This window comes from Nonomuraea sp. NPDC049158, from assembly GCF_040648335.1.
GTDB lineage: Bacteria > Actinomycetota > Actinomycetes > Streptosporangiales > Streptosporangiaceae > Nonomuraea.
Genome location: NZ_JBEZDM010000030.1, coordinates 14,846 through 39,347 on the forward strand (window position 1 = coordinate 14,846; position 24,502 = coordinate 39,347).

Here is a 24,502-nt window from a genome sequence, read left to right on the forward strand (position 1 = left end):
CGGACAACTGGTGGAGAAGTCTGTTAGGAAAGGTCGCGGTCCAGATTCGTATTAGAGAGGTTCCATCGTGGCGCGCGACGAGAACGACAGGCCATATGAGGATGGGCAGGGCAGGTCGGCGAACCCGGAGCTGACCGGCGACGTTCTGTCCCCGCGCTGGAGCACGGACGACACCGACGAGCAGCCGGCCATCGTGGTCTCGGGCAACGAGACCTACATCCTCCCGCCGGACAAGGGCGCGCCCGAGCTGTACATCCCGCCGGCCGAGGGCCAGCACCGCGCGACGGGCGCCGAGGGTGAGCTGTACACCGGTGACCCGGCCAGCGGGCCCTTCTACGGGGACTCGCTCTACTCGGGCGGCGACCAGCTCTACACCGGCGACGCGCCCAGCGGGCCGCTCTACACCGGTGACCAGCCCAGCGGCCCGCTGTACTCGGGTGACACGCAGGGTGAGCCGCTCTACACCGGTGACACCGGCGTGCCGCTCTACACGGGTGACGCGCAGAGTGGACCGCTTTACACGGGTGACGCGCCGAGCGGGCCGCTTTACACCGGTGACCAGCCGAGTGACGCCTACCTCCCGATCGACAAGAGCTACGGGTCCTCCTACGACGATGACGAGCCCGCGGAGCCCAAGCGCGGCTTCCTCGGCTCCGGCTGGACCGACGGCTCCCAGGGGGGCGGTCACCAGGCCGAGGGCGACAAGGAGGTGCGCCGCCGTACCAAGGTGCTGCTCATGGCGGCCGTCGCGGTCGTCGTGCTCGGCGCGGGGGCCGGCTGGATGCTGACCGGTACGTCGTCCGACGACCCATGTCAGAGCGGGAAGTGCGCCAGTGCCGAGCAGGTGAGCGCGCCGGCCGCCTCGCCCACGGAGGCGGAGCCGAGCGACACGGAGGAGGCCACCGACCCCACGGAGTCGGACTCCCCGGAGCCGACCGCCTCGGCCACCGCCGCCCCGTCGCCGACCGCCGCCCGGGTACGCCCCAGCCGTACCCCCTCGCCGCGGGCCACCCGCACGCGTATCGGCGAGCCGACCGCCAAGCCGAGCACCCGGGCCACCAGGACGACGCAGGGCACGATCAAGGACACGGACACCGGCACGACCCAGAAGCAGGCGACGCAGGACCCGGAGACCAGCCAGCCTACGCAGGCAGTCCAGACGGTGGCTCCACCGGTCCCGACGGAGACCAAGAAGGGCCTGTTCGACATCCTGTTCCCGTGGGGATGATGTCCTTCGGCGGCGACTTCGTGTCGGGCCGGCCCCGAGACGTGTAAGGATGCGGACCCAGGTGCCGGTCTGGCACACTGGGAAACCGCTTTCCGGGAGGTCTCGTGGTCACGCTGGAAGACGTCGCCAAGCAGGCGGGCGTCTCGCTCGCCACCGCCTCGCGGGTGCTCAACGGCAGCACCCGCCAGGTGGGCGCCGACCTGCGGGCCCGCGTCGAGCGCGCCGCGTACGAGCTGGGCTACCGCGCCAACATCGCGGCGCAGACACTGGCCCGCGGGGCGAGCAACGTCATCGGCATCGTGGTCCACGACCTGACCGACCCCTACTTCGCGGCGCTGGCCGACGGCGCGATGCGGGCCGCGGCCGGCGAGGGCCTGCTGGTCATGGTGGGCACCACGCACCGCGACCCCGAGCAGGAGATCGCCTACGTGGCGACGCTCAACGCCCAGCGCGTACGCGCCGTGCTGCTGGTCGGCTCCCGCGTCGCCGACCCTGAGGTCACCGAGCGGCTCCGCGGGGAGCTGGACCGCTACCGGGCCAGCGGCGGGCGGGCCGCGTGCGTGGGCCAGGACCTGCTCGGCGTCGACACGGTCGCGCCCGCCAACCACGAGGGCGCCGCCGCCCTGGCCCGCTCGCTGGCCGGGCTGGGCCACACCCGCTTCGCCGTACTGGCCGGGCCGCCGCGCCTGATGACCGCCCGCGACCGGTGCGCCGGGTTCGTGTCGGCGCTGGCCGAGCTCGGCCTGCCGGAGCCACGCGTCATCGAGGGACGCTTCGACCGCGACGGCGGCTATCAGGCGGCTCAGGAGACCGGGGACGCGACGTGCGTGTTCGCCGTCAACGACGTGATGGCCGTGGGGGCGCTCGCCGCCTACCGTGAGCGGGGGATCCGGGTGCCGGACGACGTGTCGGTGGCCGGCTTCGACGACATCGCGACGCTGCGCGACCAGGTGCCCGCGCTGACCACGGTACGGCTGCCGCTGCAGGACATGGGCGCCCGCGCCCTTGAGCTGGCGCTGACGGCGGGGGAGGAGCCGATGGTGGAGCAGGTGGCGGGCGAGGTGGTCCTGCGCGAGAGCGTACGGGCGCTGCGCTGAGCTCGCCGTACGGGGGCGCTTCCGAAGGGAGGCGCCGCACAAGGCGCGGACGGGTGGCGCATCCGAAGGGGCGCCGCAGAGCGCGTGGCCCGGGGGGCGCTTCCGAAAGGGAGGCGCCGCACAGCGCGGGGCCCGGGGGGCGCTTCCGAAAGGGAGGCGCCGTACAGGGCGTGGACAGGTGGCGCATCCGAAGGGGACGCGTCGCACAGGCGGGACGGTCGCTCGGGAGGGCGCACGATGAAACTGGCGGTCAGCACGCTAGGGATGCCGGGCGACGGGCTCGACAGGGCGATCGAGGTGGCGACCGCGCAGGGTTGCCAGGGCCTGGAGCTGCGGTTGCACCCCGATACCGGCGTACACCGGGGTCTGTCGGCGGACGAGCGGTCGTCGGTGCGGCAGCGGGTCGAAGCCGCAGGTCTGGAAATATCGGCGCTCGCCGGATATGTCGGCGTATGCGAGCCGGGCCCCGACGAGCCCGTCGTCGAGGCGCTCGTCGCGGACCTGACGCTCGCGGCCGACCTCGGCGCTCCGGGCGTCCGGGTGTTCCCGCGCGGCGACGACCCTTCGATCGGAGCGCGCAGGCTCAAGGCGGTCTCCGCCACGGCCGCCGGACTCGGCCTGCGGGTGCTCGTCGAGACGCACGACCAGATGGCCACCGGCGCGGCGGTCGCGCGACTGCTCGACGAGGCGGCCTGCCCCGACACCACCGGCGCGCTCTGGGACCTGCTCCACCCATGGCGGCACGGCGAGTCCCCGGCCGACACCCTGGCTCTTCTCGGCCCGCGCCTCGCCTACGTCCAGGTCAAGGACGCGATCTCCGCCCAGGACACCACGCCCGTGCCGATGTGGACCGGCACGGTGCCGCTGGACGAGTCCGGTGAGCTGCTGCGCTCGTGGGGCTACTCCGGGTGGGTTTCGCTCGAGTGGGAGCGGACCTGGTATCCCCAGGTCGCACCGGTGGAGGAGATACTGCCTGGGGCCGCGGAGTGGGTGCGGCGTTTCAGGAGGGAGTAGCGCGTGACGAGCGACTCGGTGAGGGAGCCGGCGAACGACCCAGCTTGGGGCCCAGTGAGGAACAAGGTGCTGGTGGTCGGCATGGACGGCCTGCGCTTCGACCGGTTGGCCGCGCTGGAACCGCCGGTGCTGAGCGGGCTGATGTCGGCGGGCGCGTACGGGACGAGCCTGCTCCCGTACGGCGAGGCCGCCGCCCCCCGCACCGAGTCCCCCGGCGAGATCGTCCCCGAGGGCACCGCCGCTTCAGGCGAGGGCGCCGCCTCGGGTGAGGGCGCCGGCGTTTCGGGTGAGGGCACCGCCGTCTCGAGCGGAAGCTCCTCCGGCCGGGTCATCAGGTCCCGCACCGATTCTGGGCCGGGATGGTCGTCCATCGCCACCGGGGTGTGGCCCGACAAGCACGGCGTTGTGGACAACGCGTTCACCGCCCCACAATTCGCGAAATATCCGGACTTCTTGACTCGCGCCAACGCGGCCCGTCCCGACCTGACCACCGCGGCGTTCTTCTCCTGGGCGGCGCTGGCGGAGTACGGCGCGTTCGGCCCGGCCATCGGCACCCGCTTGGCTCTGGACGGCTACGCGATCACCTGGCCGACCGCCGACAAGCAGGTCGCCGCCGCCGCCGAGAATCACCTCGCGAGCACCGGCGCCGACCTCACCTTCGTCTACCTGGGCGAGACCGACGAGGTGGCCCATGACCTCGGCCCCCACTGCCCCGACTACACCGCGGCGCTGCACACCCAGGACGCCTACCTCGGCCGCTTCCTCGACGCGATCCGGGGCAGACCGACGTTCGCCGACGAGCGCTGGACCGTGCTCGTCACCACCGACCACGGCCACGTCGACGAGGGCGGCCACGGCGGCACCTCCAACGAGGAGCGAACGGTCTTCGTCATCGCCGCCCGCCTAGGCGCGGACCCGGGTGGCGCGGACCTGGGTGGAGCGGACCTGGGTGGCGCGGGCTTGCGTGCCTCCAACCTCGGTGGTGCCGACCTTGGTGGCCCCAGGCTGGTGGACGTTGGCCCGACCGCCCTGGCTCTGCTCGGTATCGAGTGCGACCCCGCCTGGGGCCTCGATGGCGTGCCGTTGGAGGTGTGAGCGACGCCACTGTTCATCAAGTGTTGAATTCTTTGCCGTAAAGCGTGAAACTCGTAACGAGACGCTGAACGGCGGGAGTACGCCCCATGAAGACGGCACTGGACTTTTCCGACATCGACGGCGGCATGCTGGCCGAAGTCGGTGGCAAGGCGGCCAACCTCGGTGAGCTGACCCGGGCCGGGCTCCCCGTCCCGCCCGGCTGGGCGCTCACCACCGAGGCCTACCACGAGGTGGCGCGGGCGGCGGGCCTGGACGACGTCATCGCGACCGGCGGACCGGGGCTCGCGGAGGCCGCCAGGACCCGGCTGCTGGCGGCCCCGATCCCCGAGGCCGTCGCGCGGTCGATCCGCGAGGCGTACACCACCCTGAGCAAGACCGCGCACCAGGACGCGGCGCCGGTCGCGGTGCGGTCCTCGGCCACGGCGGAGGACCTGCCGTTCGCCAGTTTCGCCGGTCAGCAGGACACCTACCTCAACGTCGTCGGCGCCGACGACGTGCTCGACGCCGTACGCCGCTGCTGGGCCTCGCTGTGGACCGACCGCGCCGTCGCCTACCGCGACTCCAACGGCATCGACCACGCCTCCGTACGACTGGCGGTGGTCGTCCAGGTCATGGTCGACGCGCGGACGGCCGGCGTACTGTTCACCGCGAACCCGCTCACCGGACGCAGGCACGAGGCCGTCATCGACGCGAACCCCGGCCTGGGCGAGGCCGTGGTCTCCGGCGCCGTCAACCCCGACCGGTTCGTCGTCGACGCGGCGAGCGGTGAGATCCTCGACCGGCACGCGGGCGACAAGCGGCTGACCATCCGCGCCCTGCCCGGCGGCGGTACGGAACGCGTCGAGTCCGCCCACGACGGCTTCTGCCTGACCGACGAGCAGGTACGCGACCTGGCCGCGCTCGGCACCCGCGTCGAGGACCACTACGGCGCGCCGCAGGACACCGAGTGGGCCATCGACGCCGACGGAAAGCTCTGGCTCACCCAGGCCAGGCCGATCACCACGCTCTACCCGCTGCCCGAGACCACCAGGCAGGGCCTGCGGGTCTACTTCTCCATCAACGTCGCCCAGGGCGTCATGGGCCCGCTGACCCCGATGGGGCTGTCCGCGTTCCGGCTGCTCAGCTCGGGTGCCGCCGGAGTGTTCGGCTATGGCCCGGCCAGGGCGCGTGATGGGGCGGCGTTCATGTTCGAGGCGGGGGAGCGCGTCTGGCTGGACGTCACCACGGCCATGCGCAGCCGGATGGGCCGGGCGATCATGCCGCGCGCCCTGCTGATGGGTGAGGCCAGGGCCGGGGCGGTGCTGACGGACCTGTTCGAGGAGCCCCGGTTCTCGGTGATCCACACCTCGCGCCGCCCGTTCTTCCGCGCGGTGGCGCACTTCGCCCGCCGCGTACACGCCCCGAAGCGGTTGTTCCAGGCGCTGACCCGGCCCGATCGGGCGATCGGCTACACCAAGCGGATGGGCGACGAGCTGGACCGGCGGCTGCGGGTGCCCGGCTCCGCCACGCCCGTCCAGCGGCTCGACCACGCGGAGCGGGTGCTCAGCGGGGCGTTCCCGGTGATCGTCTCGCTCATGCCGATCGCGATCGCCGGCTATGGGCTGTTCGCGCTGGCCTCGAAGCTCTCCGGCCTGTCCATGAGCGACATGCAGGACGTGCTGCGCAGCGTCCCCAACAACCCGACCACCGAGATGGACCTCGAACTCTGGGCGCTGGCGACGCGCATCGAGCCGGAGCCGTTCAGGAACGAGCCGGTGAGCGAGCTCGTACGCCGCTTCAAGGCCGGCGAACTGCCCCCGAAGGCCCAGCGGGGGATCACTGCTTTTCTTGATAAGTACGGGCATCGCGGCATCGCCGAGATCGACCTGGGCGTCGCGCGCTGGTCGGAGGACCCGACGCACATCCTGGGCGTCCTGGCCAACTACCTGCGGATGGAGGGCGGCGCCGATCTCGCGCCCGACGCGCTGTTCGCCAGGGGAGCGGCCGAGGCCGAGGCGGCCGTCGCCCGGATCGTGGCGGCGGCCCGCCGCAAGGGCGCGCTCCGTGGGGCCGTCGCCCGGTTCGGGCTGCGGCGGACCCGGATGTTCGCCGGCGTACGCGAGATGCCGAAGTTCTACCTGGTGAAGACCCTGGCCGCGGTCCGGCGGAGCCTTCTGGTCGTCGGCGAGCACCTGGTGACCACCGGCGTCCTGGACGCGGCGGACGACGTGTTCTACCTGCGGATCGAGGAGGCGCGGTCGGCCCTGGACGGGGGCGATCTGCGTGCGACGGTGATCGAGCGGCGGGCGGCCTACGAGCGGGAGTCACGCCGCAGGCACGTACCGAGGATCGTGCTGTCGGACGGCACCGAGCCCGAGGCTCTGGCGGCCCCCGCCACGGAGGGCGCGCTGATCGGCAGCGCCGCCTCCGCCGGCACGGTCACCGGCCGCGCCAGGGTGGTGCTCGACCCGGTAGGGGCGCACCTGGAGCCGGGCGAGATCCTGGTCTGCCCGTCGACCGACCCCGGCTGGACGCCGCTGTTCCTCACGGCGGGCGGGCTGGTGATGGAGATGGGCGGCGCCATGTCGCACGGCGCGGTGGTGGCCCGCGAGTACGGCATCCCGGCGGTGGCCGGCGTCCCGGACGCCACCCACCGCATCGTCACCGGCCAGGAGATCACCGTGAACGGGGCCGCCGGCACGGTGACGATCATCGAAGCCGATGCGCCGGACTCGGAGGACGAAGACACGGCACGGGACGAACCAGCCGCGAGCCCGGCCTGACCCGGTCGGGGTCAGGAGAGGCGGCGCGAGACGACCCGGCCGGGGTCAGGAGAGGCGGCGCGAGACGACCCGGCCGGGGTTAGGGGGCGACCCCCTCCGGTTATGGGGATACCACCTGGGCGTAGCGGTGCTTCATGGTGGCCACGATCTCGTCCGGGTCGGCGGCCCAGACGTCGGCGTTGAAGATCTCCACCTCGACGTCCCCGGTGTAACCGGCCGCGGCCACGGCGCGGGTGATCGGCGGGAAGTCGATCACCCCGTCGCCCATCATCCCCCGCCCCAGCAGTACGTCCGCCGGAAGCGGCTGCAGGAAGTCGCACACCTGGTATGACGCGATCCGGCTGCCGGCCCTGGCGATCTCCTCGAACAGCCGCGGGTCCCACCACACGTGGAAGGTGTCGACCACCACCCCCACCTGCTCCTCCGGATACGGCAGGCACAGGTCGACCGCCTGGGCCAGCGTCGACAGGACGGCCCGGTCGGCGCAGTAGACCGGATGCAGCGGCTCCAGCGCCAGCTTGACGCCCCGCTCACCGGCGTACGGAGCCAGCACCTCCAGCGCCTCGGCCACCTGCTCACGGGCCCCGGCCAGATCACGCGAGAACGGCCGCCCCGCACCGTCGGGGCCGGGCGGCAGTGGTTCACCCGGCCGCACGACCGGCAGCGGTGCGCCAGGCAGCGGTTCGCCCGGCCGCACGCCCGGCAGGCCGCCGACGACCATGACCAGGCAGGCCGCCCCCAGCTCGGCGGCCTCGTCGATGGCCCGCCGGTTGTCGTCGAGCGCCTCCCGACGAGCCGTCCCGCTGGTCCCGCTCGTGCCGGGAGCCGGTTCGGCGGGGGTCGTCAGGAAGCCGCCACGGCAGAGCGACGACACGCGCAGCCCGGCGTCGCGGACCAGCTTGACGCTCTCGGCCAGCCCCTGCTCCGCGACCTCCTCACGCCACAGCCCCACGGCCTCCAGGCCATGCCGTACGCAGCCCTCGACGGCCTCCGCCACCGACCACCGTTTGGTCGTCCGCTGGTTCAGGGAGAGGCTCACAGCCCGTTCACCTCCAGCAGCGCCTTCATCTTCCGTACGGCCAGCTCCTGGTCGGCCAGCAGCCCGGCCTGGTCGGCCAGGCGGAAGACTTCTGACAGATGGACCAGCGAGCGGGCGGACTGGGCGCCGTTCACCATGGCGAACGCGTCCTGGTGGCCGTTCAGCCAGGCCAGGAAGACGATGCCGGTCTTGTAGTTGTACGTCGGCGTCTCGAAGATCTTCCGGGACAGCGGCACGGTCGGCGCCAGGATCTCATCGTAAAGTGCGAAATTTCGGGCGGGATCCGTGCCCTGTTCGGCGGCGTCCAACGCCCGCAGGGCCGCGGCGGCCGCCGGAGCGATCGCGTCGAAGATGCCCAGCAGCGCGTGCGACCCCGATTTGATCAACGACGGGTAGTTGAAGTCGTCGCCGGTGTAGAGCCTGACTCCGGCGGGCAAGGCGGCCCGCAGCCCCACCTCGTGCTCCTCGTCGAGCAGCGACACCTTCACCCCGTCCACCTTCGAGGGGTGCGCGTGGATCAGCTCCAGGAACGACTCCGTGGCCGCCGCCACATCCGCCGAGCCCCAGTAACCGGCCAGCTGCGGATCGAACATCTCGCCCAGCCAGTGCAGGATCACCGGCCGCTCGGCCAGCCCGAGCAACTCCCCGTACACCTGGTGGTAGTCCTTGGGCCCGCTCGCCACCCGCGCGAGCTGCCGCGAGGCCATGATGATCACCCCGGCGCCGGCGGCCTGCACGGTCTCCAGCTGCTCGGTATAGGCGGCGGTGATCGCGCGCAGGTCGGCGGCGTCAGGGGCGTGGTCGGTGCCGGCGCCGCAGGCCACCAGCGCGGCGGGGTCGCCGAACGAGCGGGCCTCGGCGGCGCTGCGCCGGATGAGCTCCTTGGTGGCGGCCCAGTCCAGGCCCATGTTGCGCTGGGCGGTGTCCATGGCGTCGGCGACGCGCAGTCCGTACGACCACAGGTGCCTGCGGAACCGGAGCGTGGCGTCCCAGTCGACGGCGGCGGGGGAGCCGGGCGTGTTGTCGCCGAGCGGGTCGGCCACCACGTGCGCGGCCGCGTACACGACCCGGCTCGACGCCGGAGCGTCGACGACGGGCCAGGTCACGGGCTCACGCAGCGTGTACGCGCCGCCGGGCATGTCGATGATCACAGGTGCGGCACCTCGATCCGGCGGCCCTCGGCCGAGGAGCGCAGGCCCAGCTCGGCCAGCTGCACGCCGCGCGCGCCCGAGGCGAAGTCGTTCGGGAACGGCGCGTCCTCGCACACGTGGCGGACGAACCCCTCCCACTGGATCTTGAAGCCGTTGTCGAAGTCGGCGTTGTCCGGCACGTCCTGCCAGCCCTCGCGGAAGCGGGCCGTGGCGGGCAGGTCGGGGTTCCAGACCGGCTTGGGGGTGGCGGCGCGGTGCTGGAAGCGGCAGTTGCGCAGGCCCGCGACCGCGCTGCCGTGCGTGCCGTCCACCTGGAACTCCACCAGTTCGTCGCGGTTGACGCGGACGGTCCAGGAGGAGTTGATCTGGGCGATCACGCCGCCGGCCAGCTCGAAGATGCCGTACGCGGCGTCGTCGGCGGTGGCCGCGTAGGCCTTGCCCTGCTCGTCGACCCGCTGGGGAACGTGCGTCACGGCCTTGGCGTAGACGGACTCGACGCGGCCGAACAGGTTCTCCATCACGTAGTGCCAGTGCGGGAACATGTCGAGCACGATGCCGCCGCCGTCCTCGGCCCGGTAGTTCCACGACGGCCGCTGGGCCTCCTGCCAGTCGCCCTCGAACACCCAGTAGCCGAACTCGCCCCGCACCGAGAGGATCTGGCCGAAGAAGCCGCTGTCGATGAGCCGCTTCAGCTTGAGCAGGCCCGGCAGGAACAGCTTGTCCTGCACCACGCCGTTCTTGATGCCCTTGGCCTTGGCCGCCTCCGCCAGCGCGACCGCCTCCTGGACGGACTCGGCCGTGGGCTTCTCGGCGTAGATGTGCTTGCCCGCTTCGATGGCCTTGAGGACCGCCTTCACCCTGGCGCTGGTGACCTGGGCGTCGAAGTAGATGAGGTTGTCGTCGTCGGACAGAGCCGCGTCGAGGTCCGTGGTGTAGCGGGAGATGTGGTGCTCGGCGGCGATCCGGGAAAGCTTGTCCGCGCTCCTGCCCACCAGGACCGGCCTGAGCTTGACCCGGCTGCCGTCGGAGAGGACGACTCCGCCCTGCTCGTTGATGGCCAGGACCGATCGGACCAGATGCTGGCGGTAACCCATCCGGCCGGTGACGCCGTTCATCACGACGCCGATGGTGCGCACGCTCATGAGGATCCTTTCGCGGAAAGCGCTTTCCCGAACGGTAAGGCCGCCCCCGTGGGGGCGTCAAGTGGGCCGTACCTAGAGCTCGCCCTTGCTTTCCAGCCGGGCCAGCGCCTTGGCGAGCGGATGGGCGGTGAGGGAGAGCTGCCATTCGCGGGCGCCGAGCCCGCGCAGCCGGTCGGTCACGGTGTCGTCGGTGATCTCCACCGGCGGCTCCCAGGTGAGCCGGCGGACCGCGTCGGGCTGCAGAAGGTTCTCCGTCGGCATCCGATGCTCGTCGGCGAGCGCGGCCACGACGGCGCGCGCCGCGGCGAGCCGCTTGGCCGCCGCCGGATCGCGGTCGGCCCAGCGGTTGGCCGGGGGCGGCCCGTCGCCTGGCGTGCTCGGCTGCGGCAGCTGGGACTCGGGCAACCCGCGCGCCCTGCTCACCGCGGCCAGCCAGTCGGTCATGTGCCGGCGCGCGCTGCGCCCGGTGAACGCCGAGATCTCGGTGAGCGCCTTCTTGGTGCGCGGCACCTCCAGCGCGGCCATGACGATCGCCGAGTCGGGCAGCACCCGGCCGGGCGCCAGGTCGCTCTCCTGGGCGATGCGGTCGCGCATGGTCCACAGCTCCCGCACGATCGCCAGCGCCCGCATGTTGCGCACCTTGTGGATGCCCGACGTACGGCGCCACGGATCGGAGCGGGGGACCGGCGGCGGCGTGTTGAGCACGGCGGCGAACTCCTCGCGCGCCCACTCCAGCTTGCCGCTCTCCACCAGCTCGCCGTGGAGCACGTCGCGGAGCTCGACCAGCACCTCGACGTCGAGCGCGGCGTAGCGCAGCCAGTCTTCGGGCAGCGGCCTGGTCGACCAGTCGGCCGCCGAGTGGCCCTTCTCCAGCCGCAGACCCAGCACGGTCTCGACCATCGTGCCGAGCCCCACCCGCTCGTAGCCGAGCAACCGGCCAGCCAGCTCGGTGTCGAACATGTCACGCGGCCTGAACCCGACCTCCAGCAGGCACGCCAGGTCCTGCGACGCGGCGTGCAGCACGATCTCCGCGCCCGAGACGGCCTCGTCCAGCTCCGACAGGTCGGGGCAGGCGATCGGGTCGATCAGCGCGCTGCCCGCGCCCGCCCGGCGCAACTGCACCAGGTACGCGCGGTTGCCATAGCGGTAGCCGGAGGCCCGCTCGGCGTCGACGGCCACGGGACCGGTGCCCGCCCGGAAGGCCGCGACGACGCGCGCCAAAGAGGCGCCGTCTTCGACGACCGCCGGGATGCCCTCGCGTGGCTCCAGCAGTGGGACGACGGTTCGTTCTTCTGTCATGAGATCACCGTTCTCATGACGCTTGTGCGGTATTGACTGGTGCCCTCACTTCGTACGGTCACTCTCTCGGATCTTCACGTCGGCGTGGCATGGCGGCCACGTCGGGAGGGAGCGGCGGGATCCCGGCCGCCAGACACATGAGATCGCACCAGGCTGCGACATGGCCGGAGAGATCCTCATGCGCGGGCGACCAGGACGCCCTCAGCTCTAGCTCGGTGGTGACCGGGTCTTCGGCCTTGTTGCCGAAGCCCTCGGACACGGCTCTAGTCACGGTACCGCCAGCGGCGGAGTAGTCGGCCTGATGAGCCTCGAGCGCTTCGGTGAGCCAGCTCCACGCGACGGGGCCGAGCAGGGGGTCGGAGGTGATCTCCGGCTCCATGTCGGCCCTGACATAGGCGACCAGCCGGAAGGGACCCTCCCAGCCGCGCTGGCCGTCGGGGTCGAAGAGCAGGATCAGCCTGCCGACCGCGAGTTCGTCGTCCTCGCGGTAGACCGAGGCGCCGATCGCGGCCGAGAAGGGGGCCAGCCGCTGGGGGGCGGGCAGGTCTTCGAGCTCGATCTCCGGCCTGACCTCGGCCTGGCGCAGGCTCTCGACCGCACGCCTGAAGGAGGCGGGGGCCGGTGGCTGCTCACCGAGGGTCATAGCCGAAGCGTAGGTCGAAGACGGGCGGAAGGGGACCACGGGGGTGCTCATAGTTCGCGATCAAACCGATGCCATAGCCAGCTGACGGACCGGCAGGGTGATCCCGCCGAGGATGATCGCGTGGCCGCAGTCGACACAGGCCCACTCCGGACACTCTCCCGGCTCGTGTCCGTCGAGACACGGAGGCTGCTGGAACAGCCGTTCGCCGGCGCAGGGAGCGCATTGCTCACTGCGGTGTTCTGGGGAACCCCACAACGCGGTCATCGCACCGGAGCCTTTCTTCGGGTCGTCGCTCCGACGTTGGCACGGCACGCTGACAATTCGCCGCAACGCGCTCGGCGTGTCCCGAAAGTGGATGCTGAATCGATGCCGCGCGGTGGCTTGGCCAACTTTTGGTCCAGACGAGACCGGCTTTCTGGTCGCCCATGGGGTGTGTTCGACCCGTGTGGGGCGCCGATGCCGAGCTGACCGGTAAACATCCATCTGGCTATCTGATCATGATTTTGGTCATTCAATGCATACTTTTCCGACACGTCGCGCCGGTGAACGGACCGGCACGAGGTCATGGGACCCTTGAGGGGTGAATCTCGCCGACTCAGCGTTCCTTCGCGCCTGCCGCCGTCAGCCCGTTCCCCACACCCCGGTCTGGTACATGCGGATGGCCGGGCGATCACTGCCCGAATACCTGAAGGTTCGCGAGGGCGTGCCCATGCTGACCGCGTGCGCGACACCCGACCTCATCGTCGAGCTCACCCTGCAACCCGTCCGCCGCTACGGCGTCGACGCGGCCATCTTCTTCAGCGACATCGTCGTGCCGCTCAAGGCCATCGGCATCGACCTCGACATCAAGCCGGGAGTCGGCCCGGTCGTGGCCGACCCGATCCGCGACGCCGCCGGGCTCGAGGCGCTGCGCCCGCTGGAGCCCGGCGACGTCCCCTACGTGAGCGAGGCGATCGAGGCGCTGACCGGCGAGCTGGGCGCCACGCCGCTGATCGGCTTCGCGGGCGCGCCGTTCACGCTCGGCGCCTACCTCATCGAGGGCGGGCCGTCCAAGAACCACGACCGCACCAAGGCCATGATGTACGGCGAGCCCGTCCTGTGGCACGCGTTGATGGACCGGCTCAGCGCCATCGTCCTTGCGCACCTGCGCGTCCAGGTCCGGGCCGGGGCGTCGGCCGTCCAGCTGTTCGACTCGTGGGTGGGCGCGGTGGCCCCCGAGGACTACCGCGAGTTCGTCCTGCCCTACACCCGCCGCATCTTCGACGGCCTGGCCGACCTCGACGTGCCGCGCATCCACTTCGGCGTGGGCACCGGCGAGCTGCTGAGCCTGCTCGGCGAGGCCGGGGCCGACGTGGTGGGCGTCGACTGGCGGGTGCCGCTGGACGAGGCCGCCCGTCGCGTGGGGCCGGGCAAGGCGTTGCAGGGCAACCTCGATCCCGCCCTCCTGCTGGCTCCGTGGGAGGTCGTCGAGCGCAAGGCGCGCGAGGTGCTGCGCCGGGGCGAGGCGGCCGAGGGCCACGTGTTCAACCTCGGCCACGGCGTACTTCCCTCGACCGACCCCGACCAGCTCATGCGCCTGACCGACCTGGTTCACGAGGCCTGAGTCTCCACCGTGGTCGTCGCCGGGCGGGCCGGGCGGCGCCGCCGTACCAGGACGACCGTCAGAACGATCACCGGCACGGCCACGATCAGCCAGGGCACCAGCACCCCGAGGACCGTCAGCGCGACCTTCACGACCCCGACCAGCCCCCTCCAGCCCGACTTCAGGCCGCCGAGGAAGCCGGCGGGCTCCTCTGACGGCTCGTTCACGACCGCGACGGGGCCGATCAGCCGGAGCGTGAGCGTGGCCATGCCGACCTGGGTGGCCAGCTCCTTCTGCTGGGACTGCAGCGACTCCAGGTCGGCCTCGCGGTCGGAGACCTCCCGCTCGACCTGCAGGACCTGGCCGATCGTGTCGGCCTTCTTCAGCAGCGTACGCAGCGAGTCGAGCGCCTGCTGCGCCGACTTCAACCGGCTGTTGACGTCGGCCACCTGCAGCGTGACGTCCTGAGTTCCTTGCTGGACCGACAGCTGCTTGCCCAGGTTCTTGCCGAGCGCGGCGAGCACCTCGCCGTAGCGGGCGGGCGGGATCTTGAACTCCAGCAGGGCGCTGGCCTCGCTGCCCTCGGCCGAGTTCGACTCCTCCTTCGACAGGTAGCCGCCGGCCGTGGTGACGATCTGCTTGGCCTGGAGCGCGGCCCCCGTGACCTCCTTGGCCCGTACGGTCATGCTCGCCGTGTAGATGACCTGGCGGTCCTGCTGGGTGACCTTGACCTTCGAGGCGATGTTCTCGGCGGACTGGGGGGCTTTTCGTTGCGGGGTGGAAGCGCTGTCCTGGGCGGCCTTCGACTCTGTCTGTCCGGACGCCGCTTCGGGCGCCGCCGCCGGGGCCACGGACTGGTCGGACATGATGTTCGACTGGCTACCGCCGCAGCCGGACAGGACCAGGATCGCGCAGGCGGCTGATAACGCGACGCCGTACCGGAATCTCTCCATGTACCTAAGACGGGTGGTGGCTCCGGCGGGTTTGATCACAGGCGTCACGGTCAGGTCACATGCCTCCAGCATGATCCCCAAGTGTGCGGCCCCGAGCGGCTGGCCGCGCTCCCAAGACGGTAGCGTCGGGAGGCGTGGCAGGGAAACAAGCGCACGTGGTCGTCATCGGGGGCGGGATCTCCGGTCTGGCCGCGGCGTGGCACCTCAGACAGGGCGCGGGCGAGCGCGTGAAGGTGACCGTGCTGGAGGGCAGTCCGCGCATCGGCGGCAAGCTGCTCGTCTCCGAGGTCGCGGGCATCGACGTCGACGCCGGCGCGGAGGCCATGCTGGCCAGGCGGCCCGAGGGCAAGGAGCTGGCCAAGGCCGTCGGGCTCGGCGACGATCTGGTGGACCCCGGCACCACCCGCGCCGCCGTCTACAGCAGGGGCGCGCTGCGGCCGATGCCCAAGGGGCAGGTCATGGGGGTGCCCGCCGACCTGATGGAGCTGGTCAAGTCCGGCATCGTGTCGCCCGGCGGGCTGGCGCGCGTACCGCTGGACCAGATCCTGCCCCCCACCCTGGTACGCACCGACGTCTCCGTCGCCTCCTACGTCAGGGCCAGGATGGGCGGCGAGGTGCTCGAGCGGCTGGTCGAACCGCTGCTCGGCGGCGTCTACGCGGGCCGGGCCGACCGGCTGTCGCTGGAGGCCACGATGCCGGCGATCGCCGCGGTCGCGCGCTCCGAGCGTTCGCTGCTCGCGGCGGCCAGGAAGATCGTGGAGGAGGCGCCCCGCGACGCGGGACCCGTCTTCACCTCGCTCAGGACCGGGCTCGGCAGCCTGCCGGAAGCGGTGGCCAAGGCGTCGGGCGCCGACATCAGGACCGGCGTCACCGTACGCGAGCTGCACCGGACCGAGCACGGCTGGCGGCTCGTGACCGGCCCCGTGCCGCGCCCCGAGGTCATCGAGGCCGACGCGGTGATCGTCGCCACGCCGGGACCCGCCGCCGCCAGGCTGCTGCGGGCCGAGGCGCCCAAGGCGGCCACCGAGCTGGACCGGATCGACTACGCCAGCATGGCCATCGTCACCCTCGCCTACGCCGTCGACGCCTTCCCCACACCGCCCACGGGCAGCGGCTACCTCGTCCCGCCGGTCGAGGGACGGCCGGTCAAGGCGGTGACGTTCAGCTCGGTCAAGTGGCCGCACCTGGTCGGCGACCTGGTGGTGGTGCGCTGCTCCATCGGCCGGATCGGCGAGGAACACCTGCTCCAGCGCGACGACTCCGAACTCGTCTCCCTGGCCACGGCCGAGATGGGCGACGTCATGAGCGTACGCGGGCTGCCGGTCGACACCCGGGTCTCGCGCTGGGGCGGTGCGCTGCCGCAGTACGACGTCGGCCATCTCGACCGGGTGGCCCGCATCCGCGCGGCGGTCGCCGTGCAGCCCGGCCTGGCGGTGTGCGGGGCGGCCTACGACGGGCTCGGCATCCCCGCGTGCGTCTCCACCGCCCGTACGGCGGCGGCCCGGATTCTGGACCACCTCTCGCCGGAAGGACAATAGACCCATGACTGAGGGCGCACCGCGGCCGAAGGCCCGCGATCTGAACCAGGTGATCCGCTACACGATGTGGTCGGTCTTCAAGGCCACCGACCCCTGCCCCGCCAACCGCGAGAGCATGACCGGCGAGGTCGCCGAGCTGCTCGAACAGGCGGCGCTGAAAGACGTCGTGACCCGCGGCCTCTATGACGTGGCGGGGTTCCGGGCCGACGCCGACTACATGTTCTGGTGGCACGCGCCGACGGCCGAGGACCTCCAGGACGTCTACTCCCGTTTCCGCCGCACCGCGCTCGGCCGCCACAGCGCACCGGTCTGGTCGGCGATGGCGTTGCACCGGCCGGCCGAGTTCAACAAGTCCCACATCCCGGCCTTCCTGGCCGAGGAGGAGCCGCGCGCCTACGTCAGCGTCTACCCGTTCGTCCGCTCGCTGGAGTGGTACCTCCTCGACGACGCCGAGCGGCGCTCGATGCTGGCCGAGCACGGTCACATGGCGCGTGACTACCCGGACGTCCGGGCCAACACGGTGTCCTGCTTCGCCCTGAACGACTACGAGTGGATGCTCGCCTTCGAGGCCGACGAGCTGCACCGGATCGTCGACCTGATGCGTCACCTGCGGGGCGCCAAGGCCCGCGAGCACACGCGCATCGAGGTGCCCTTCTACACAGGTGTTCGCAAACCCGTTCAGGAGCTCATCGCGGCGCTTCCGTAACCCTGTTCACTGGCGCCCCAAGTTAGGGGATCCAACTGAATTGATCTACCGCTCCTTGTCACAATCGTGGGAATCCCTTGCCTGTGCGGTGCGAGGGTGTCACGTTCCAAGGGGGCGGGCCGGTGCGGCGGTCGGAAGGGCATACCTCTGGGCGACACGCGGCGGACCACGCTGATCTCCGGGGCGGGCTGGGCCGGGAGAGGTCCGACGCGCCTCCGCTGTGGCGGGAGCCGTTCGAGGCGCCTGCGCCGGGAGGGGGGCGGTCCGATGCGCTTCCGCCGGGACGAGAGTGGTTTGACGTGCCTGCGCCGGGACAGGGGCGGTCCGACGTGCTTCCGCCCGGACAGGAGCGGTCCGACCCGTTTTCGCCGGGCCGCCCGGAGTGTCGTGGGGGGACCCGGCAGGCGCTCGGTCGTGGGTCGTCGCGGGGGGCGCGGCGGGCGGGGCGGCGGCGTCGTACGAAGGATCGGCGGCCGTGGGCCTTGGGGTTGACGGCGGGGGCGCTGGTGCTGGCGGGCGCGACGTTGGGGCTGCTGGGCACGGACGGCCCGCTCGTCGGGCCGCTGGCCGGCGGGCTGACGGCCCGATCGGATGCGAGCGGTGGCGCGGACACCCGCGCGGCCGCGGACCCGAGCCTGCGCGAGGGTACGAGCTCGGGCGTCCACAGCGGTGCGGGAAAGCATGGCCAGGCCCTCGCGGAGGGCAGCGCGACCCGCATCCCGATGAGCATCACCCCCACCCCACTGGGCGGGGGCGCCCAGCGCTCGGGCGGTTCGACGCACGACACCCCGGCCTCGAAGGGCCCTCCGGCCGGCGCCACACCGGGCTCCGTGACAGGGAGCGACCCCCAGGCCGAAGCGCCCGCGGACAGCGGCACCGTGGATCCGTCGACCGTCGACGCGTTGACCGGAGAGTTGTCGACCGGGGATGACGGGTCCGACTACAAGGCGGACGGTCCCTCGATGCACACCGACCAGCAGGCGGCCGAATACTTCCGCACGCACTGGCCCTCGGACGACAAGACGTCCAAACGCCTCAAGGACATCCGCAGCGTAGGCGGATATCTCCGCCTATACACCGACCTCCCGGAGTCGGCCGGCAACTCCAGCCAAGCCATCACCCTGTGCGAACGCGGCCTGCAATACCTGAGGGAAAGCGGCGAGACGAACCCGATCATCTTCGTCCAGGCCAAGTTCGGCGAGAACGGCAACCCGGTCCTGGCCAACATCCTCGGCCCGACCGACAAGACCTGCCGCGTCACCTACCCCGAACCCGACTAAGAGCTGTTTCTCGAATCAGGTGCGGAGCCAGATGATCAGGGCGGCCAGGGTGACGGTGCCGAGGAAGATGTAGGCGCGTTTGCCGTAGTGGGTCGCGATGGCTCGGAAGTTCTTCAGCCGTCGGCGGCGACCTTGAGCTCCACGGTGACCGGGGCAAGTCCGTCACTGGTGACCCGCACGTGGATGGGGCCCGGGCCGGTCGGGCGGATAACGGCGAGGGCCCGGCCGTCGAACGTGGTGCGCCGTGTCGCGTCGAAGCTTTCCTCGGTCATGGGCCGCGCGCTGCCCAGCGCCTGAAGGACTCCTGCACCGCTCACCTGGACCGCCACTTGGCGATCGTCGTCGTGTGCCAGGTTGCCGTCGGCGTCACGGAGCTCGATGGTGACGTAGGCCAGATCGCGATGGTCGGCGCGCAGCAGGTGACGATCGGTCTCGACGCTGAGGCGGGGCTCCGCAGCCGTCCGAAGGCGCACTCGTGACTGTTCGCGGCCGGCGCTGTACGCGACCGCCGTGAGCTCGCCGGGGTGGTACCGCAGGTCGAAGCGCGCCCGGTACTCATGGTGGCGGCCGGCCGGGGCCCGGCCCACCGCTGTGCCGTTCAGGAGCAGTTCGACTTCGTCGGCGTCGCTGTACACCTCGACCTCGACAGGTGATCCCGGTGCCACGTTCCAGGACCACCCGGCGACCGTGTCGGTCCACGCCCACTGCATCTCCAGGCGTCGCCTGCCATGGTGCTGAGGACGGAACACGGCGATATACGGCTCGTGCCGCAGCCCGAACACGATCTCCCGGTAATAGGAGGCCGGGCGGCGATGGCCGGTGATGTCGATGTCTCCGCACCAGGCGAGCAGCCAGGGGTAATCCGGGTCACCGCCGCCACTCCCTGCCGGATCGTCGGCGTAGTCGGTGCGTCCGAGCCCCACCTCGCCCAGGTAGTCCCACCCGGTCCAGGTGAAGTCGCCGATCACGTGCGGTAGTTCCTCCATCAGTGGCCAGATCCGCGCGATGTTGCGCGGATTGGTCTCCGTGCCCAGGACGACCCGGTTGGGGAACCGCTGCCTGTCGGAGACGTAGCGCTGCTCGGCGTAGTTCAGGCCCGCCACGTCGACGGCCGCGTGTGACTCCGCTGTGCGCTCGGTGACGAGGTCGGAGGTGGTGATGCGGTCGAAGATGTCCGACATCGCGGTCATGACGTCGTTGACGCCGCGGGCATGCAGGGCCGAGACCTCCTGCTTGAAGTCGTCGAGGATCTCGGCGCTGACGGCCCAGAAACTGCTGATCGCGTTGGTCACGAAGCGGGTGCCGTCCAGGCTGCGGACCTTCTCGGCCAGCCGGCGTCCCCATGCGCCGCCGTGCCCGGAACCGGCCTCGGGGACCTCGTTGCCGATCGAGTACATGATGACGCTCGGGTGGTTGCGGCTCTTGGCCACCATGGCCTCGATGTCGCGCTCCCACCACTCGGGAAAGTCCAGGGAGTAGTCGAAGGGCTTCATGGCCTCCAACCACATGTCGAACGCCTCGTCCAAGACGAGCATCCCGAGCCGGTCGCACGCTTCCAGCAAGGCGGGGCTCGCCGGGTTGTGGGAGCTGCGGATGGCGTTGAACCCGGCGGCCTTGAGGATCTCGATGCGGCGCTCCTCCGCCCGCGCGATCGCCGCCGCTCCGAGCGGACCGTTGTCGTGATGGATGCACGCCCCGCGCAGCTTCACCGCCTGGCCGTTGATCCGCAGGCCGTGCATCGGATCCAGTTGGAGTGTGCGGATGCCGATGTTCAGCGAGGCCGAGTCGGACTCGACGTCCCCGTCCTGCAGCCTGATCGTCGCCTGGTACAGGTAGGGGTCGTCGACGCTCCATCGGCGGTGGCCGGCCACGTAGAGCCGGTTGCGCGACACCGTGGTCGTGCCAGGGGTGATGGTGACGGGCGTGGCCTCGGTCGCGACGAGTGCGCCTTGCTGGTCGCGCAGCTCCACCTGCACGGCCACGGTGCGCGTGGTCAGGCCCTCGTTCTGGATGGTCGCGGCGACCTCGACCACCGCTCGCTCGTCGTCCACGTCCGGCGTGGTGACCAATACGCCGTCGGGGGCGAGGTGGACGAGGTCCAGCACGTGCAGATACGTGTCGCGGTGAATGCCCAGGCCCGAGTACCAGCGGGAGTCCTGGTGCGCCCGTGCCTCGACCCGGATGGTGTTTGTCTGCCCGTAGTGCAGGTAGGCGTCCAGGGGTACCCGGAATCCGGTGTAACCGTTGCGGCGCTGCCCGGCGAAAGAGCCGTTCACGAAGACCATGGCGTCCCGGTAGACGGCCTCGAACTCGATCGCGACACGCTTGTGACGCCACTCCTCGGGCACGAACAGCGTCTTGTTGTACTCGACCACACCACCGGGGTAGTAACCGGTGGAAGGTCCTTCGCTGTCCGTGGCCGAACGCTTGAGCGACTGCATGGCGTCGTGGGGGAGCACGACAGCCTGGCCGGCGGCATCTGCGGCGACGAGATCGGAGAAGCTGCTGACCTTCGGTTTCACCGTCCAGTCGGCGTTGAACGAGATGCGTGCCACAGTGACCTCTTTCTATGGGGACAGGCGAACTGAAACTGGTCAGGCCGCCACCAGCCGCACGGCCTGATGCGGCTTGGACGGTAGGGGCACCAGCACGAACGTCTCGTACGTGCCGGGCAGCCGGTCGATGGTGCACTCCCAGGTGTCGAGCACGTCTACGTGCCACCGGCCGGGCCGTACCGCGCCCTCCCAGAAGCGGCGGATCATCTCCTGGCCGCTGATGTTGCCCCAGTCGTACTCGAGGTCGCCTTCGTAACCGCACTCGTCGACGACCACCGGCTTGCCCCAGCGTTCCCGCCAGGCGCTGGTGTTCTCGGCCGTCCGGTAGGGCTCGTCGCGCTGGACGCTGGCGTGGGTGATCCAGGGCCGGGTGTGGTCGAAGTGCTGGGAGAAGTTGTGGATCGACAACGGATGCCCGTGCGGGTCCTCGGCGGTGACGAGCTCGCCGATGCGGTCCCAGTCGGCGGTCGACTTGCCGGGCATCAGGTCGTGCTCGTTGGCCAGCGAGAACCAGACGTTCGCGTAGCCCGACAGGCGGCGGACCACATAGCGGACCACGCGGTCGTCCACGGCCGGGCCAAGGTCGGCGAAGTCCCAGCGGTCGTAGGGGTGGAAGAGGATGAGGTCCGCCTGCACGCCCAGCGCGCCGAGGCGCCGCACCTGCTCGTCGAGCCGGGCGAAGAATCCGGTGTCGAAGCGGGTGTGGTCGAAGGAGCCGTCGTCTTTCCGCACGAACGGGAACCGCTCGGGCTCGCCGGAGTTGTAGATGAAGTGCTTGGGGAACAGGCACATGCACAGCTTGGTGAAGGGGGACCCGGCCAGCGTCTCCAGGGTGGTGGTCCGCGTCTGCTCGTCCTGGTGGTTCCAGGCGTAGGCGGTGGTGCCCCAGGGGCGGTAGCGGGTGCCGTCCGCGTAGGCGAAGTGGAAGCCGTCCACCCGCACGGGTCCGTGAGCGCCGGGCGCGGCGGGATCGACGACGACCTCACCTTTGATCCCGTCGAGCGCGGGCGAGTTGGAGGTGGTGACGAACCGCCAGGTGCCCTCCTCCTCCGCGAGGGCACGCAGCCGGTGGACGCCGTCGCCGTCGTAGAAGCCGCCCACCGTCCAGGTGCGCTCCCCGCAGCGGAACTCCGCGGACAGCTCGACGTCCACGAAGGGGCGTGACGGCGGGCGCGTGCTCGTGGAGCAGGATCGGGGCCATCACCTTGTCGATCTCGTTCCAGAAAAGCTCTCTCGCCGCCTCGTCGTCGCGCAGGCCGGGCGCCACCCGTAGGAACGCGCCGATGAGGAGCACACGCAGGCCCGGCTGGTCGAGCACGGCTTTTGGCAGATGCCGCTCCAGCAGGGCGTGGCCGCCCGGCGCGTCGAGGACCTGGCCGAGCGTGACGAGGGGTGTGAGCATGGGTTCGTTCTCCTTACGTCTCGTGAATCAGGGCTTCACGACCACGCGGACCCGGCCGAGGTTCTCGACCTGGGCGAACGGGCCTGCCTGGCCCGGCCGGGAGGAGGCGACCTTGAGCGAGACGTAGTACGTGCCGGGCTTGGTGTACCGATGGCTGCCGGTGAGGGTCAGTGTGGAGCCGGGCTTGCCGATGGTGATGGGCGTGTAGGTGCCGGAGCCGGTGAAGTCCCACGCGGCCGAGACGATCGTCCCGGCGTCCGGGGGAGTCTGTGCTTTTGCGGAGAAGGTCGCCTTGCGACCGGCCAGGCGGACGGTCAGGTCGACGACGGGCTGAATGCCGCGCCTGTCCGACGCCCGCGCCGGGATGGTGACCTGCCCGCCGGTGATGTCGTGCCGGGTGGAACGAGGTGGGGTCACACCGCGCTCGGCCCATGCGGCCACGTCGCGCAGCGCCTGCTCGACGATCGGGTCGTAGGAGACGATCCGGTTCGCCTTGGTGCCGGTGACCGGGCCTTCGAGGTGGTCGGCGTTGTCGTTGTAGTAGAGCCGGAAGGCGCCGTCGAACGCCTGGTCACCGAGCGCCGTGCGCACCTGCTTGGCGTACCAGTCCGCGTGCCACGGGTAGGCGTCGGTGTCGACGAGGTTGTCCACCACGATGACCTTGGTGTTGATCTTGCCGGTGAAGGTGCCGCCGCCGGCGGTGCTCTGCGCGATCATCGGGCCGATGAGCATGGGCCGCTGCGGGTAGAGCGGCTGCCCGTCAGGGCCACGAAGCACGTCGTAGATGGTGTAGCCCTGGCCGGCGGGCGGGACCTGGTGGCGGTAGTACGACGGCAGCGCGACGAACCAGCGGTTGTCGACGCGGATCTGCACGTCGGTCTTGAGCGCCGCGAGCACCGCGGCGGAGTTCCCGCTGCTCAGAGTCAGGACGCCGGTGGAGGGATCGAGGGTGCCGATCAAGCCGCCGATTCCCGGGACGGTGAAGTCCAGCCCGAGGGTGCCGGTCAGGGTGGGCAGGCCGGACAGCGTGACGGCGGTGGGTGTCCCGTCGGCGGTGGCTCGCACTTGGGTGATGGCCGGTGTGGCGTCGATCAGTTCGGCGCGGACGAGGTCGCCGAGCGGCGACTGCTCGGTGCCCAGATAGCCGGGCTTGGACCAGAAGTCGGTGACGTAGGACGGGTCGAACCGGCGGATCACGGCACCGAAGCCGAGCAGCCCGTCCGCGGTGGACAGCCCCAGCACGTAGTCCGGGTCCTCCCACGCCTGCAGCGGGACGCCGAGGCTTGTCACCTCGCGCAGCATCGCCGCCTGAACCGCCGTCAGCCCGGCGTACGGGTCGCCGGAGCCGCCGGGGTGGACCGCGTCCGCGATTCGGTCGGCCACATCCCGCAGCACCATGCGGGCCTGCGCGCGGATGAAGAAGTTGGCCGGGATGGACATGGGGACGCCCAGGACGATCGGGACTGCGCCGTCCCAGACGCCCGTGGTGTTCTCGATCGCGCCGACGGTCTGGAAGGAACCGCCGGACGGGCCATAGAGGTAGCCGTAGATGCGCCGGGAGCCGGAGCGGTAGTAGGCGGCGGCCACGGTCTCGGCGAATTTCGCCGCGGCGGCGGCATGTCGGTACCCCTGGGTCCCGCTGGTCGCGACGGTGTACCCGCCGCTGGCGGCGCCGAAGGAGATGACGCGGTCCAGGGCGTTCTCGTCCGACAGGGGATAGGTGTACTGGAAGAAGCGGCCCTGCCACTGGGCGGCCGGCGGCAGGTAGATCGTGAACTTCACGTCCGTGCCCTCGAAGTGCCCCGACACCCGGCGGTGTGCCACGGGGGTGGTGAGGTCCCGCTCGGCGTCGATCATGGGCTTGGCGTAGAGCGGGTCCACGCAGTCCGGCGTCACTTGGATCGGCCCTCCTGGCTGGGAAGCGGCGCAGTCCGCCGCTGCGATGGCGGGCTGTGCGGGGACGAGGACCGGGCTCAAGGCGAGGACGAGGCCGGTGGCCACGAAACGCAGGGTCAT

General features: G+C 71.0%; 18 protein-coding genes and 1 pseudogene. 9 read left to right on the forward strand and 10 right to left on the reverse strand.

All coding sequences use genetic code 11. The features are described from left to right. Nucleotides 1–67: 67 nt before the first annotated feature. The 5 genes from AB0B61_RS42740 (at nt 68) to AB0B61_RS42760 (ending at nt 7,196) form a co-directional block, all read left to right on the forward strand. Nucleotides 68–1,228 (forward strand): hypothetical protein, encoded by a 1,161-nt coding sequence (locus tag AB0B61_RS42740; RefSeq protein ID WP_358445061.1) that lies wholly within the window; start codon nt 68–70, stop codon nt 1,226–1,228. A gap of 104 nt (nt 1,229–1,332) precedes the next feature. Next, on the forward strand, nt 1,333–2,325 hold the full coding sequence (locus AB0B61_RS42745; protein ID WP_358445064.1) for a LacI family DNA-binding transcriptional regulator: 993 nt from the start codon (nt 1,333–1,335) through the stop codon (nt 2,323–2,325). Nucleotides 2,326–2,562: 237 nt separating this feature from the next. After that, on the forward strand, nt 2,563–3,339 hold the full coding sequence (locus AB0B61_RS42750) for a sugar phosphate isomerase/epimerase family protein (RefSeq protein ID WP_358445066.1): 777 nt from the start codon (nt 2,563–2,565) through the stop codon (nt 3,337–3,339). A gap of 54 nt (nt 3,340–3,393) precedes the next feature. Beyond that, nucleotides 3,394–4,434, forward strand: coding sequence for an alkaline phosphatase family protein (locus AB0B61_RS42755; RefSeq protein ID WP_358445069.1), 1,041 nt, complete (start codon nt 3,394–3,396; stop codon nt 4,432–4,434). Between the two features lie 86 nt (nt 4,435–4,520). Further along, nucleotides 4,521–7,196, forward strand: a complete 2,676-nt coding sequence (locus tag AB0B61_RS42760; protein ID WP_358445071.1) for a PEP/pyruvate-binding domain-containing protein — start codon at nt 4,521–4,523, stop codon at nt 7,194–7,196. Between the two features lie 100 nt (nt 7,197–7,296). On the opposite strand, the gene AB0B61_RS42765 is transcribed toward AB0B61_RS42760, so the two are convergent. The 5 genes from AB0B61_RS42765 to AB0B61_RS42785 all read right to left on the reverse strand — a co-directional run bounded on the left by AB0B61_RS42765 (nt 7,297) and on the right by AB0B61_RS42785 (nt 12,470). Continuing rightward, nucleotides 7,297–8,235 carry a sugar phosphate isomerase/epimerase gene (locus AB0B61_RS42765; RefSeq protein WP_358445074.1) on the reverse strand — a complete coding sequence of 313 codons (939 nt, stop codon included), beginning with the start codon at nt 8,233–8,235 and terminating at the stop codon, nt 7,297–7,299. After that, nucleotides 8,232–9,386, reverse strand: a complete 1,155-nt coding sequence (locus AB0B61_RS42770) for a dihydrodipicolinate synthase family protein (protein ID WP_358445077.1) — start codon at nt 9,384–9,386, stop codon at nt 8,232–8,234. Before AB0B61_RS42770 ends, AB0B61_RS42765 begins: the two co-directional genes overlap by 4 nt. Then, complete coding sequence (locus AB0B61_RS42775) at nt 9,383–10,528, reverse strand: Gfo/Idh/MocA family oxidoreductase (protein ID WP_358445079.1); 1,146 nt, start codon at nt 10,526–10,528, stop codon at nt 9,383–9,385. The genes AB0B61_RS42770 and AB0B61_RS42775 overlap by 4 nt, the downstream gene beginning before the upstream one ends. A 72-nt stretch (nt 10,529–10,600) precedes the next feature. After that, on the reverse strand, nt 10,601–11,827 hold the full coding sequence (locus AB0B61_RS42780) for a ribonuclease D (protein WP_358445081.1): 1,227 nt from the start codon (nt 11,825–11,827) through the stop codon (nt 10,601–10,603). 58 nt (nt 11,828–11,885) lie between these two features. Continuing rightward, nucleotides 11,886–12,470 carry a DUF3000 domain-containing protein gene (locus tag AB0B61_RS42785; protein ID WP_358445084.1) on the reverse strand — a complete coding sequence of 195 codons (585 nt, stop codon included), beginning with the start codon at nt 12,468–12,470 and terminating at the stop codon, nt 11,886–11,888. A 580-nt stretch (nt 12,471–13,050) separates the two neighbouring features. Here AB0B61_RS42785 and hemE point away from each other — a divergent pair. Further along, nucleotides 13,051–14,073: a uroporphyrinogen decarboxylase gene (gene hemE, locus AB0B61_RS42790; protein WP_358445087.1), complete on the forward strand. Its 1,023-nt coding sequence runs from the start codon at nt 13,051–13,053 to the stop codon at nt 14,071–14,073. Here hemE and AB0B61_RS42795 read toward each other — a convergent pair. Then, the gene (locus tag AB0B61_RS42795; RefSeq protein ID WP_358445090.1) at nt 14,061–15,005 is read right to left on the reverse strand and encodes a DUF4349 domain-containing protein; all 945 of its coding nucleotides are present in this window, start codon (nt 15,003–15,005) and stop codon (nt 14,061–14,063) included. The two genes, hemE and AB0B61_RS42795, sit on opposite strands and share 13 nt — an antisense overlap. Nucleotides 15,006–15,139: 134 nt before the next feature. Here AB0B61_RS42795 and hemG point away from each other — a divergent pair, with 134 nt between their 5' ends. The 3 genes from hemG (at nt 15,140) to AB0B61_RS42810 (ending at nt 18,529) form a co-directional block, all read left to right on the forward strand. Further along, entirely contained in the window at nt 15,140–16,543 is a 1,404-nt protein-coding gene (gene hemG, locus AB0B61_RS42800) for a protoporphyrinogen oxidase (RefSeq protein ID WP_358445093.1), read from the forward strand. 4 nt (nt 16,544–16,547) lie between these two features. Next, on the forward strand, nt 16,548–17,249 hold the full coding sequence (hemQ, locus tag AB0B61_RS42805) for a hydrogen peroxide-dependent heme synthase (protein ID WP_358445095.1): 702 nt from the start codon (nt 16,548–16,550) through the stop codon (nt 17,247–17,249). Between the two features lie 482 nt (nt 17,250–17,731). Beyond that, complete coding sequence (locus tag AB0B61_RS42810; RefSeq protein ID WP_358445097.1) at nt 17,732–18,529, forward strand: hypothetical protein; 798 nt, start codon at nt 17,732–17,734, stop codon at nt 18,527–18,529. A 15-nt stretch (nt 18,530–18,544) separates the two neighbouring features. Here AB0B61_RS42810 and AB0B61_RS42815 read toward each other — a convergent pair. The 4 genes and pseudogenes from AB0B61_RS42815 to AB0B61_RS42830 all read right to left on the reverse strand — a co-directional run. Beyond that, nucleotides 18,545–18,649, reverse strand: a pseudogene (locus AB0B61_RS42815) (IS5/IS1182 family transposase); the annotation flags it as partial. After that, a complete protein-coding gene (locus AB0B61_RS42820; protein WP_358445099.1) occupies nt 18,643–21,084 on the reverse strand; it encodes a glycoside hydrolase family 2 TIM barrel-domain containing protein in 2,442 nt (813 codons plus the stop codon). The pseudogene AB0B61_RS42815 and the gene AB0B61_RS42820, both read right to left, overlap by 7 nt. Before the next feature lie 39 nt (nt 21,085–21,123). Continuing rightward, complete coding sequence (locus AB0B61_RS42825; protein ID WP_358445101.1) at nt 21,124–22,236, reverse strand: DUF5605 domain-containing protein; 1,113 nt, start codon at nt 22,234–22,236, stop codon at nt 21,124–21,126. A gap of 277 nt (nt 22,237–22,513) precedes the next feature. Continuing rightward, nucleotides 22,514–24,502: a PKD domain-containing protein gene (locus AB0B61_RS42830; protein ID WP_358445103.1), complete on the reverse strand. Its 1,989-nt coding sequence runs from the start codon at nt 24,500–24,502 to the stop codon at nt 22,514–22,516.

Coding starts and splice junctions, on each gene's coding strand:
- AB0B61_RS42775 (WP_358445079.1), bottom strand. CDS start 10,528: ATGAGCGTGCGCACCATCGGCGTCGTGATGAACGGCGTCACCGGCCGG.
- AB0B61_RS42785 (WP_358445084.1), bottom strand. CDS start 12,470: ATGACCCTCGGTGAGCAGCCACCGGCCCCCGCCTCCTTCAGGCGTGCG.
- AB0B61_RS42750 (WP_358445066.1), top strand. CDS start 2,563: ATGAAACTGGCGGTCAGCACGCTAGGGATGCCGGGCGACGGGCTCGAC.
- AB0B61_RS42795 (WP_358445090.1), bottom strand. CDS start 15,005: ATGGAGAGATTCCGGTACGGCGTCGCGTTATCAGCCGCCTGCGCGATC.
- hemQ (WP_358445095.1), top strand. CDS start 16,548: ATGACTGAGGGCGCACCGCGGCCGAAGGCCCGCGATCTGAACCAGGTG.
- AB0B61_RS42780 (WP_358445081.1), bottom strand. CDS start 11,827: ATGACAGAAGAACGAACCGTCGTCCCACTGCTGGAGCCACGCGAGGGC.
- AB0B61_RS42830 (WP_358445103.1), bottom strand. CDS start 24,502: ATGACCCTGCGTTTCGTGGCCACCGGCCTCGTCCTCGCCTTGAGCCCG.
- AB0B61_RS42760 (WP_358445071.1), top strand. CDS start 4,521: ATGAAGACGGCACTGGACTTTTCCGACATCGACGGCGGCATGCTGGCC.